Source organism: Methylobacterium sp. Ger2507 (assembly GCF_055231875.1).
Map to the genome: position 1 here is coordinate 4,787,372 of NZ_JBUYVC010000001.1, position 12,040 is coordinate 4,799,411.

11 protein-coding genes are annotated in these 12,040 nt (G+C 67.2%); 9 read left to right on the plus strand and 2 right to left on the minus strand.

Features of this window, described 5'->3' with window-relative positions:
* Positions 1–413: 413 nt before the first annotated feature.
* Positions 414–665, minus strand: a complete 252-nt coding sequence (locus tag ACV7NL_RS22230) for a hypothetical protein (protein WP_056481153.1) — start codon at positions 663–665, stop codon at positions 414–416.
* 79 nt (positions 666–744) lie between these two features.
* Entirely contained in the window at positions 745–1,749 is a 1,005-nt protein-coding gene (locus tag ACV7NL_RS22235) for an SDR family oxidoreductase (RefSeq protein ID WP_463356904.1), read from the minus strand.
* A gap of 302 nt (positions 1,750–2,051) precedes the next feature.
* On the opposite strand from ACV7NL_RS22235, the gene ACV7NL_RS22240 reads away from it, so the two are divergent.
* The 9 genes from ACV7NL_RS22240 (at position 2,052) to ACV7NL_RS22280 (ending at position 12,025) form a co-directional block, all read left to right on the plus strand.
* A complete protein-coding gene (locus tag ACV7NL_RS22240; protein ID WP_056481149.1) occupies positions 2,052–3,668 on the plus strand; it encodes an ABC transporter substrate-binding protein in 1,617 nt (538 codons plus the stop codon).
* Positions 3,669–3,918: 250 nt separating this feature from the next.
* Positions 3,919–4,899: an ABC transporter permease gene (locus tag ACV7NL_RS22245; protein ID WP_463356905.1), complete on the plus strand. Its 981-nt coding sequence runs from the start codon at positions 3,919–3,921 to the stop codon at positions 4,897–4,899.
* A gap of 47 nt (positions 4,900–4,946) precedes the next feature.
* On the plus strand, positions 4,947–5,870 hold the full coding sequence (locus ACV7NL_RS22250; RefSeq protein WP_463357194.1) for an ABC transporter permease: 924 nt from the start codon (positions 4,947–4,949) through the stop codon (positions 5,868–5,870).
* 10 nt (positions 5,871–5,880) lie between these two features.
* On the plus strand, positions 5,881–6,864 hold the full coding sequence (locus tag ACV7NL_RS22255; RefSeq protein WP_463356906.1) for an ABC transporter ATP-binding protein: 984 nt from the start codon (positions 5,881–5,883) through the stop codon (positions 6,862–6,864).
* 11 nt (positions 6,865–6,875) lie between these two features.
* The gene (locus tag ACV7NL_RS22260) at positions 6,876–7,895 is read left to right on the plus strand and encodes an ABC transporter ATP-binding protein (RefSeq protein ID WP_463357195.1); all 1,020 of its coding nucleotides are present in this window, start codon (positions 6,876–6,878) and stop codon (positions 7,893–7,895) included.
* Between the two features lie 39 nt (positions 7,896–7,934).
* The gene (locus ACV7NL_RS22265) at positions 7,935–9,428 is read left to right on the plus strand and encodes an amidase (RefSeq protein WP_463356907.1); all 1,494 of its coding nucleotides are present in this window, start codon (positions 7,935–7,937) and stop codon (positions 9,426–9,428) included.
* A gap of 17 nt (positions 9,429–9,445) precedes the next feature.
* Entirely contained in the window at positions 9,446–10,339 is an 894-nt protein-coding gene (locus ACV7NL_RS22270) for a polysaccharide deacetylase family protein (RefSeq protein ID WP_463356908.1), read from the plus strand.
* An 88-nt stretch (positions 10,340–10,427) separates the two neighbouring features.
* On the plus strand, positions 10,428–11,174 hold the full coding sequence (locus ACV7NL_RS22275) for a PIG-L deacetylase family protein (RefSeq protein ID WP_463356909.1): 747 nt from the start codon (positions 10,428–10,430) through the stop codon (positions 11,172–11,174).
* Positions 11,174–12,025 carry a glycosyltransferase family 2 protein gene (locus ACV7NL_RS22280; protein WP_463357196.1) on the plus strand — a complete coding sequence of 284 codons (852 nt, stop codon included), beginning with the start codon at positions 11,174–11,176 and terminating at the stop codon, positions 12,023–12,025. Before ACV7NL_RS22275 ends, ACV7NL_RS22280 begins: the two co-directional genes overlap by 1 nt.
* Positions 12,026–12,040 lie beyond the last annotated feature (15 nt).

The following is a 12,040-nucleotide window of genomic DNA, read 5'->3' on the forward strand; positions in this document are numbered from 1 at the left end:
GCATCTGCCAGAGAGGGAACGTAGGCGCACCAAGCGCACTGGCCGTTCGTTGTCCCACGGGTCGTATTGGCTTGAGAGCAGAGCGGACAGACCGTGAGCAGAAGGCGTCCGTCCCGGAGGGTCGCGAGACCGCGCCCACGAAAAGTGATCTCGCTATCCTGTGAAATGATGTCGGTCTCAACCGTCCTGAATGGTTTCGCGAAGGCGATCGAGCGATGAACAGCGTGTAGGTTCATGCCAAGCTCGCGCGTTGCCGTGTCGGGCGAACACACGATGCTGCACCGCCGAGATAACCCTATCGCAATGCCACAGGGGAACGGCACGATCCAGTGCCATTCCCCTGTCGCAATCGAATTTCATTCGGCAAGCCCCCGAAGCGCCACGAGGACTGGGACCAGTACCCCCCAGCGCCCTCAGGCCGACGGCTCGGCGAGACGCGCACGATGGCGATCGAGTGCGGCGCGTAACTGGGGCAGGAATACCGATCGGTTGTCCCACCGCGTCACCGCTGCCTGGAGCCGGTCCAGGGCTCCGATCTGCGCGCTCAGCCCCTGAGCCTGCGCGAGATAGGCCCAGATCGCGTCCTCGGCCTCGCCGACATCGACGGGTTGCTCCGCCAGCATAAGGCTTTGAAAGCGTTGCAGCGTGTGCTCGAGATCGGCCATCAGCGAGATCCCCCGTGGATGCATCCCGACACGGCGGTCCCACTGGCCCGAGGGCGGAGGGGGTTCGGCTCGCAGGCGCTCACGGTCGACGCCCCGCGCCGAGCAGGCTCGCGGCCGCGAGCCCGACGCCCGCCACCACGGCTGCCGTGGTCAGCGGATGAAGGGCGGAGCGGGTGTAGAAGCTGCGCCGCATCACGTAGCCCGGATGATCGCCGGCGACGCGCCCGCCGAGGCCCGCCTCGTAGAGCGCGCCGCCCCGGTTGCGGGCGGGTTCGTCGCGCTGCTGCTGCGCCGTCATCGTCCGTGCGATACGATCGAAGGCACGCGGCGCCATGCGCTTCGACGCGCTCATCACCCGTCCGCCGCCGCCGATATAGATATCGCGTTGGGGATGCACCGCCGCTTGCACGATGGCGTTGGCCACCTCCTCGGTGCGGTAGATCGGCGGCGGCAGTTTCGGCTCGTGGTCGGTGTAGTTGCGCGCATTCTGGGGAAACGGTGTGTCGATCGAGGCCGGCTTGATCAGCGTGACCGCCACGGGCGCGCCCTCTTCCTCCAACTCGATGCGCAGGGCATCGGTGAAGCCTTTGATCGCGTGCTTGCTGGCGCAGTACATGCCCTGCAACGGAAAGGCGATGTCGGAGGCGACGCTGCCGAGGTTGATCAGCACGCCGCCCGAGCGCTTGAGGTGCAGCAGGGCCACCAGCGAACCGTAGACCAACCCCCAGAAATTGGTCTGGAACAGGCGCTGGTGATCGGCGTCGCTGACCTCTTCCAGGCGCCCGAAGATCGACAGGCCGGCATCGTTGACCCAGGTGTCGATGCGCCCGAAGCGCTGGATCGCCCGGTCGGCCACGGCCTGAACCTGCGCGCGCTCGCCCACATCCGCCACCACGTGGGTCGCTTCGCCGCCCGCCGCTTCGATCTCGCGCGCGATTTCCGCCAGGACGTCGCCGTTGCGGGCGGTGAGCACCACCTTGGCGCCGGCCGCTGCGGCCATCCGGGCCGTGGAGAGGCCGATGCCGCTCGAAGCGCCGGTGATGACGATGACTTGCTGGTCGAGGGGCTTACGGGTGGCGAACATGCGGCCGGTCTCCTGAAAGCGTCGGTTCGATCGGGACTGCCGGTTCAACCGGTGCAGACCTCGCCGTGTTCAGCCGTTCCCACGAGGCCGTCGGCCCTGCGGTATCCGGCTGGCGATGCGGGACTTGACCGTTTCGTGGCTATTGACCGATTTTTGGGCATCACTGCGCGAATCAGATAGGCGCTGCCGGGCGTGAAATCCGCGGCGGCGTATCGGAGTGGATTGAATTCGAAAGACCGTTCGAGGTTGGCCCGATCCGTGCCAAGGTGCTCACGCCAGCGTGGGAAGTCGGCTTGAAAAGGATGCCTGCCTTGTTGAAGTCCACCGTGAAAGCGTTCGTGTCGGCAACCGCCTTGGCGGGGTGTCTCGGCCTCGGAACCGTCGCTCCGGCCGAGGCCGCCAACGTTTTCCGCTTTGCCTTCCAGGGCGACATCAAGTCCCTCGACCCCTACTCGCTGAAAGAAAGCTTCACCATCGGGATGCATGGTGCGGTCTTCGACTCGCTCATCACCCGCGACAAGGACCTCAAGCTGGCGCCAATGCTGGCGGAATCGTGGGAGAATCCGGAGCCGACGCGCTGGCGCTTCCACCTGCGCAAGGGCGTGAAGTTCCACGACGGTTCCGACTTCACCGCCGACGACGTGATCTTCTCGGCCACGCGCGTACGGGCGCCGGGCTCGAACTTCACCACCAACGTGCCGTCGGACGCCGAGTGGGTGAAGATCGACGACCACACCGTCGACATGAAACTCAAGAGCCCCAATCCGATCGCCCTGTACCAGTTCTCGACCTGGTACATCATGTCGAAATCCTGGGCCGAAAAGAACGGCGCCGTCGCCCCGACTCTGCCGAGCGCCACCTCCACCAGCTACGCCGCCCTGCATGAGAACGGCACCGGGCCGTTCATCATCACCGAGCACCAGCCCGGCGTGCGGACGGTGTTCAAGAAGAACCCGAACTACTGGGGCAAGATCGAGTCGAACCTCGACGAGGCGGTCTTCACCACCATCCAGAACGACGCCACGCGCGTCGCCGCCCTGATCTCCGGCGAGGTCGACTGGATCGACCCGGTGCCGCTGCAGGACGCGCAGCGGGTCAATGGCAGCGGCACCGCGACGGTGATGGCGGGGCCGGAACTGCGCACGATCTTCCTCGGCATGGACCAGTCCCGCGACGAGCTGAAGGACTCGAACGTCAAGGGCAAGAACCCGTTCAAGGACGTGCGCGTGCGCGAGGCCTTCTACCGGGCCATCGACGAGGAGACCATCGCCAAGCGCGTCATGCGGGGCCAAGCGGCGCCCTCCGCCCTGCTGATCGCACCGGTGCTGTTTCCGCGCGCCTCCGAGTTCAAGCGGCCCGACTACGATCCGAAGCGCGCCAAGCAGCTCCTGACCGAAGCCGGCTATCCGGACGGCTTCTCGCTCGGCATGGATTGCCCCAACGACCGCTACGTCAACGACGAGGCGATCTGCCAGGCGGTGGTCTCGATGCTGGCCCGGGTCGGCGTCAAGGTGAACCTCAACGCGCAGCCGAAGGCCAAATACTTCGCCAAGGTGCTGGCACCGGCCTACGACACCTCCTTCTACCTCGTCGGCTGGACCCCCTCCTCCCAGGATTCGCACAACATCCTGTTCGAGATCGCCGGTTGCCGGAACGGCTCCAAGCCGGGCCGCGGCAATTGGAACCTCGGCAATTACTGCAACCCGAAGGTCGATGCCCTCGCGGATTCCGTCGAGGCCGAGACCGACCAGACCAAGCGCAATGCCGAGATCAAGGAGGGCTTCGACACCATCCAGGCCGATTGGGGCTTCATTCCCCTGCACCAGCAGGCGCTCGCCTGGGGCGTTTCCAAGAAGGTCACCCTCACGGCGCGGCCTGACAACATGCTGATGCTGTACTGGGTCTCGAAGCAGCCGTGATCATTTTGGCGGTGCGGGTTCCGAACGCGTCCCCCTCCCCCTTGCGGGGTGGGGCTAGGGGTGGGGGTGGCTCCGCTCGCCTCAGTCGGCGGAGGGTCGCCCAACCACCCCCACCTCCTTCCCACGAGCGCGACGGATCTCGGGCAGGCCCGAGTTCCGCTCGGGAAGAGGGCCGCGTCGAGGATCAATGTGTGTCCGGGTCATACGCGAACGAACATCAACCTTTCGGTGACGCGCGAGGCACCCACCGATGATCGCTTTTATCCTCCAGCGCCTGCTCCAGTCGATCGCGGTGCTGTTCGCGGTGGGCCTGATCGCCTTCTCGATGTTCCGCTTCGCGGGCGATCCGGTGAACCAGATCGTCGGCGTCGACACGCCCTATGCCGAGCGCGTCGCCATCCGGAAGGATCTTGGGCTCGATGATCCGGTGGCGGTGCAGTTCCTGCGCTACGCCGGCAACGTCGTGCGCGGCGAGTTCGGCACCTCATACCAGTTCCGCCAGCCGGTCTCGGCGCTGCTGGCCGAACGCATGCCCGCCACCCTGGAACTCGCCCTCTGCGCCACTTTGTTCGCCCTGACCGTCGGCATTCTGATGGGGGTGTACTGCGCCCTTCGGCGGGACACGTGGCTCGCCAAGGTCTTCCTCGCCATCTCGCTGATCGGCATCAGCCTGCCGACCTTCCTCATCGGCATCCTGCTGATCTTCCTGTTTTCGGTGACGCTGGGCTGGCTGCCCTCGTTCGGGCGCGGCGACACCGTGCGCCTCCGATGGTGGACGACCGGATTTCTCACCGGCTCGGGGCTACGCGCCCTGATCCTGCCCTCCGTCACCCTCGGGCTGTTCCAGATGACCCTGATCATGCGGCTGGTGCGGGCCGAGATGCTGGAGGTGCTGCGCACGGACTACATCCGCTTCGCCCGGGCGCGGGGGCTCACCACCCGCTCGATCCATCTCGGCCATGCCCTGAAGAACACCCTGGTGCCGGTCATCACCATCGCGGGCCTGCAACTCGGCTCGGTCATAGCCTTCTCGATCATCACCGAGACGGTGTTCCAGTGGCCCGGCATGGGCCTGCTCTTCGTCCAGGCCGTGCAGAACGTCGATATCCCCATCATGGCGGCCTACCTGCTGCTGGTCGCCGCCATCTTCGTCGTCATCAACCTTGTGGTGGACGTGCTCTACACCATCGTCGATCCCCGCCTGCGCCTCTCCACCGGACGGGCCACATGAGCGTATCCGTGCAGGAAACCTCACGGGAAGCTCCCCTCACGCCACCGATGCCGGCGAAGCGCTCCACCTTGGCCCGCTTCCTCGATTCCGACGTCTATGCGAGCTTCCGCCGGTCGAAGCTGGCGATGGGCGCCTTCGCGGTCACGCTGGCGTTCGTCGTGCTGGCGGTGGCGGCGCCCTGGATCTCGCCGCAGAATCCGTACGATCCGGCCGAACTCGAGTTGATCAACTCGAACCTGCCGCCGCTCTGGTACGCCGACGGGGTCGCGCCCTTCACCCTCGGCACCGACGACCAGGGCCGGGACGTCCTTTCGGCGGTGTTCTACGGCCTCCGGCTCTCCCTCATCGTGGGGCTGCTCGGGGTCGTGGTCTCTGGATTCCTCGGCATCGTGCTCGGACTGGTGGCGGGCTATTTCGGCGGCTTCGTCGACACCCTGATCATGCGGATCGCCGACGTACAGCTGACCTTCCCGGCCATCCTCATCGCGCTGGTGGTCGACGGCGTCGCCAAGGCGGCGCTGGGAAGCCAGATGGACACCGATGCCGCCATCGGCCTGATCGTGCTGTCGATCGGTCTGTCGTTCTGGGTGCAGTACGCCCGCACCGTCCGCTCCTCCGTGCTGGTGGAGAAGAACAAGGACTATGTCCAGGCCGGGCGCCTGATCGGCCTGTCCTCGCCGGTGATCATGGTCCGGCATGTCCTGCCGAACGTGCTCGGCCCGGTCTTCGTCATCGCCACCATCAATCTCGCCCTCGCCATCATCACCGAGGCGACCCTGTCCTTCCTCGGCACCGGCCTGCCGGACTCGATGCCGTCCCTCGGCACCCTGATCCGGACCGGCAACCGCTTTCTGTTCTCCGGCGAGTGGTGGATCGTCGCCTTCCCGGGCCTCGCGCTCGCCGGCCTCGTCCTGGCGATCAACCTGCTGGGCGACTGGCTGCGCGATGCCCTGAACCCGAAGCTGCAATGATCGCAACGCCATGACAGAGCCCGTCCTTTCGGTTCGCAACCTGCGCGTCGCCTTCGCGGGTCGGCGCGGCACGCTCACCGCCATCGACGACGTCTCGTTCGACATTGCGCCGGGTGAAATCCTCGGCGTGGTCGGCGAGTCAGGCGCCGGTAAGTCGGTCACCGGCTCCGCCGTCATCGGTCTCATCGATCCGCCCGGCGGCATCGTCGGCGGTCAGGTGCTGCTCAAGGGGGAACGCATCGACAACCTGTCGCCGGAGGCCATGCGGCGCATTCGGGGCCGGCGCATCGGCATGATCTTCCAAGACCCCCTCACCAGCCTCAATCCGCTCTATCGGGTCGGCCGGCAGATCGTGGAAACGATCCGCACCCATACCGACCTCTCCGAGAAGGCGGCCCGGCATCGCGCCATTGATCTCCTGGCCGAGGTCGGCATCCCGGCCCCGGAGCGGCGCATCGACGGCTACCCGCACGAATTCTCCGGCGGCATGCGCCAGCGCGTGGTGATCGCCCTGGCGCTCGCCGCCGAGCCGGAACTGATCATCGCCGACGAGCCGACCACGGCCCTCGACGTCTCGGTCCAGGCCCAGATCATCGCGCTCCTGAAGCGCCTCGGCAGCGAGCGCGGCACCGCCGTGATGCTGGTGACCCACGACATGGGCGTGATCGCGGAAGCCGCCGACCGGGTGGCGGTGATGTATTCCGGGCGCATCGCGGAGATCGGCCCCGTCCGCGATGTCGTGCAGAACCCGCTCCATCCCTACGCCAAGGGCCTGATGGGGGCGATCCCGACGCTGGCTCAAGACACCGACCGCCTCGCCCAGATCCCGGGATCGATGCCGCGCCTCTCCAACATTCCGCCGGGCTGCGCCTTCAATCCGCGCTGTCCCTCCGTCTTCGGACGCTGCCGTGTCGAGCGACCCGATCCGATCCCGGTCGGCGCGCACCGGGTGGCCTGCCACCTCTACGACCGATCGGAGGCCTCCGCCGCATGAACGCGCCCGTCATGCCCCTGCCCCAGCCCGACACCCGCCCCGGCGATGCGCCTTACGTCGTGATCGAAGGCCTGCGCCGCACGTTCGACGTATCTCGCCCCTGGCTCAACCGGGTCATCGAGCGTCAGCCCCGGCAGATCCTGCGCGCCGTCAACGGCGTGAGCTTCGCCATTCGCCGCGGCGAGACCTTCGCGCTCGTCGGCGAGTCGGGCTCGGGAAAATCGACGGTCGCCCGCATGGTGGTGGGCCTGCTGCCGCCGAGCGCCGGCGATGTGCGGATCACCGGCGTGTCGATGACCGATCCACGCGAGGCCGCGGCCCGGCGCCGGCTGCGCCGCCGAATCCAGATGATCTTCCAAGACCCTTACGCGTCCATGAATCCGCGTTGGCGGGTGCGGAACATCATCGCCGAACCGATCCGGGCCTTCAATCTCCTGCAGGGCGACGTCGCCATCGGGCGCCGGGTCGGCGAACTCCTCGGCCTCGTCGGCCTGCACCCCGACGACGGGGTCAAATACCCGCACGAGTTCTCCGGCGGCCAGCGCCAGCGCATTGCCATCGCGCGGGCGCTCGCCTCGGAAGCCGAGTTCCTGGTGGGCGACGAGCCGACCTCGGCCCTGGACGTCTCGGTCCAGGCTCAGATTCTCAACCTGATGCGCGACCTGCAGGACCGCCTCGGGCTGACCTATCTGTTCATCAGCCATAACCTCGCCGTCGTTCGCCACATGGCGAACCGGATCGGGGTGATGTATCTCGGGCGGGTGGTCGAGATCGCAGACGGACGGGAACTCTTCCGTGCTCCGAAACACCCCTACACGCGCATGCTGCTCGATTCGGTGCCGGATATCGGCCTCACCGGGCGCAAGCGCATCCCCGTCTCCGGCGAGATCCCGAACCCGATCGACCCCCCGACGGGCTGCGCCTTCAACCCGCGCTGCCCCTTCGCAAACGAGCGCTGCCGCACTGAGGTCCCGACCCTGGTCGAGGGTGTGGCCTGCCACGCCTTTCAGGAGCGGCGGTTGCCGGCCTGACGGCCGGTTTTTCGCGCGGGCGCGTTCCAGAGCCAGAGCATGAGCACAGACCCATCGATCGCCGTGGCCAAAACGGCGGCTCTCACGGCTTCGGACCACGACATCCTCAGCCTCGGCGCCGTCGACCTCTCGGCCGCGATCCACGCCCGGCGCATCTCCTGCGTCGAGGTCATGTCCGCCTGTCTCGACCAGATCGACCGGGTGAACCCGACCGTCAACGCCATCGTGGCCCTGCGCGACCGGGCCGACCTGATGGCCGCCGCCGAAGAGCGCGACGTGCAAGCCGCGCGCGGCGAATTCCTCGGGCCGCTGCACGGGTTTCCCCACGCGGTGAAGGACATCGATGCGGTGAAGGGCCTGCCCTTCACGCAAGGGTCGCCGATTTTCCGCGACCGGATCGCGGCGGCGGATTCGATCATGGTCAAGCGCCTGCGCAAGGCCGGCGCGATCTTCACCGGCCGAACCAACATGCCGGAATTCGGTCTTGGCTCGCAGACCTTCAACCCGGTCTACGGCGCCACCCGCAACGCCTACGATCCGACCAAGACTTCGGGGGGCTCAAGCGGCGGCGCGGCGGTGGCGGTAGCGCTCCACATGCAGCCGGTCGCCGATGGCAGCGATCATGCCGGATCGCTGCGCAACCCGCCCGCCTTCAACAACCTGTTCGGCCTGCGCACCGGCTACGGCCGCATCCCGATCGAGACCAAGGACGCCTTCACGGCGGGACTCGGCGTCTCGGGCGGAATTGGGCGCTCGCCCGCGGATCTCGGCCTGCTGCTTTCCGTCCAGGCCGGCTACGACGCGCGGGTGCCGTACTCGAATACGCAGGACCCCGCGATCTTCGCCGACGATCTGAAGCGGGACTTCACCGGCGCCCGCATCGCCTGGTTCGACGATCTCGGCGGCTACCTGCCCTTCGAAGCGGGCGTGCTTGACCTCGACCGCAGTGCGCTGTCGGCCTTCGAGGCGCTTGGCGCCAAGGTGGAGTGGGACCGCCCACGCTTCGATATGGCCAAGGTCTGGCGCGATTGGCTGACCCTGCGTGCCTGGATGACCGCTTCCAACCTGCGACCCCTCTACGACGAGCCGGCCTATCGCGATTTGCTCAAGCCGGAGGCGGTCTGGGAGGTCGAGCGCGGCTTGGCGCTCTCCGCCGATCAGGTCACCGCCGCGCAGGAGGGCCGCACCGCCTGGTACGAGGCCGTGCGCCGGTTCCAGGAGCGCTATGACTTCCTCCTCATGCCCTCGGCCCAGGTGTTCCCCTTCGACATCGAAGAACGCTGGCCCAGGACCGTCGGCGGCCGGACCATGGACACCTACCATCGCTGGATGGAGGTGACGATTCCCGTGACCATGAGCGGCCTGCCGGCCCTCAACGTGCCGGCCGGCTTCGACCCGGCCGGGCGCCCCTCCGGCATCCAGATCGTCGGCCCCAACAACGGCGAGCGTGCCTGCCTGCAGCTCGGGGCCGCCTACGACGCCGCCACGAACTGGGTGTCGACGCGCAGACCTGCGCTGCTGGACCTCTCCTGATCCGTTCGAGATTCCCCATGACCGACAACGCCCGGCCGCATCACGGCCGCTACGCCTACAGCGCTCTGCCCGACCGGCCGGTCTACGACTGGCCGGGGGGCAAGCGCCTGGCGGTTTACCTGGCCCTCAATCTGGAGGGGTTCGATTTCGGAGGCGGCCTCGGCGCTGAACTGGCGCCCGGCGGTCCGCAGCCGGACGTGCTCAATTATGCCTGGCGCGACTGGGGCAATCGCATCGGGGCCTGGCGCATCAAGGACACCCTCGATGGGCTCGGGATGCCGGCGAGCGTCCTCGTCAACAGTCGCCTCTACGCCGATTGCCCCGGGCTGATCGAGGCCTTCCGGGCGCGCGGCGACGAGATCGTCGGCCACGGCCGCACCAATGCCGAGCGCCAGGGCGACCGCGTCGAGGCCGACGAACGCGCCCTCATCGCCGAGGCCACCGCCATCCTCACCGCTCAGGAAGGCCAGGCCCCCAGGGGCTGGCTCGGTCCCTGGATCTCGCAGAGCCGGTTCACCCCGGATCTCCTCGCGGAGGCCGGCTACCGCTACCTCCTCGACTGGTGCCACGACGATCAGCCGACCTGGTTCGCGACCCGCAACGGCGGCCGCATCCTGGCGGTGCCTTACCCCCAGGAACTCAACGACATCCCCGCCATCGTCGCGCGCAAGGAGACCGGCCAGCAATTCGCCGACGCCCTCGTCGAGGCCTTCGACGAGATGCTGGAGCAGTCGCGCACCGCCCCCCTCGTCATGGGCATCGCGCTTCATCCCTACATCGTCGGCCAGCCGCACCGTCTGCGTCCCCTGCGCCGGGCGCTCGCCCATATCGCGGCGCGGCGCGAGGAGATCTGGTTGACCACCGCCGGCGGCATCGCTGGCTTCTCCGAAGACAGCGGAACGGCCCTGTGAAGAGTCGCGTGATGGGTCCGTTCAGCCACCGATCAGGCTGGCGCCGCTAAAGGGACGGCTCACGCTGTCGCCGACCTCGAGCCAACCGATGCATGCCGATGCCTTCCTCGCCGCCGCCGAGCGCCTGCCGGTCGCGGATCTTGACGCTCTGATCGGCGGTAAGGGCCTCATGGTGGTGGCTCCCCATCCGGACGACGAGAGCCTCGGCTGCGGTGGCATCATCGCCGAGGCTCGTGCCCGGGGACGCGACGTGCGGATTGTCATCGTCAGCGACGGCTGCGGCTCGCATACGCACTCGGCACTGTATCCCCCCGATAAACTGCGTGACCTCCGCGAAACGGAGTTGGTCGACGCTGCTGGTATACTGGGCGTTCCAGCGGAAGCCGTGACCTTCCTGCGCCTGCCCGATGCCGGGGTCCCAAGCACCGGTCCGGTGGCAGAAGACGCTGCCGAGCGGATCGCCGCGATCGCCCAAGACGCCGATGCCGGCGCCGTCTGCGTCACCTGGGGACATGATCCCCATTGCGACCATCAGGCCTCCGCAGCCCTCGTCCGCCTCGCCCGGCCAGCGCTCGGCCCGATCCGGATTTTCGCTTATCCTGTATGGGGTTGGACCCTTCCCGAAGGAACCGAGGTCGGCCCCGGCCCGACCGGTTTCCGGGTCGATGTCACAGTCCACCGCGCCGCCAAGACGGCCGCAATCGGCGCTCACCGCTCCCAAACCACCGATCTCATCGCCGACGATCCCACCGGGTTTCGCCTCGAACCCGAGATAATCGCGCGTTTCACTGGTCCCTACGAGATCTTTGTCGCCATGGACGGCCTCACCCCGTGATCGCCGGCACCACCCTCATCACCCTGAACAAGGGTCGCGACGCCCATCTCGCCCGCCTTCTCGAAGGCGTTGCCCGGGGCCCTCACCCTGAGGCCTGCGTTGTCGTCGAAATGGGCGCCGAGCCCCCGCCCCTGCCTGATTACGGCTTCCCAATTCGCCGCATCGTCTTGAACAGCCCAGGCCTGCCGCTGGCTCGGGCACGCAATGCTGGACGGCAGGCCGCTGCGACCGGCAACCTGATCTTCCTCGACGTCGACTGCATCCCCTCGGCGGATCTCGTCCCGCGGCTGAGCGCTGATCTGGGCGAGGCTGATGGCCTAATCTGTTGTGAAATCCGATACTTACCGGCTGGATCTGTCATGGATGGCTGGACCGAGGTCGGACTGCGGGCGGCGGGCCATCCTCATCCCGTCCGACACTTTCCAGCCCACGGAATGGCACGCAGCGACAATCCCGGATTGTTCTGGTCGCTCGCCTTCGGGGTCCGGACGGCCACTTTCGATCGCCTGAACGGCTTCGACGAGGATTTCGAGGGCTACGGCGCTGAAGATACGGATCTTGCTTTTCGCGCCGATGCTCTGGGTATTCCGGTGCTGTTCAGCGCCAGCGGACAAGCCTTTCACCAGCACCACGGCGCCTGCGATCCACCCCTCCAGTATTTTGCCGACATTATCCGCAACGCGTCGCGCTTCCGAGCGCGGCACGGGCTCTGGCCGATGGATGGCTGGCTCGATAGCTTCGCAGGTTGCGGCTTGATTAACCCCGATTGGCGCAATGCCATCACAGTTCTGCGCCTGCCGACAGCGGACGAGATCGTCGCCGCGCGTGTTGCGTCAGACCAGCCTTTCTGAATCAGCGATCCTCGG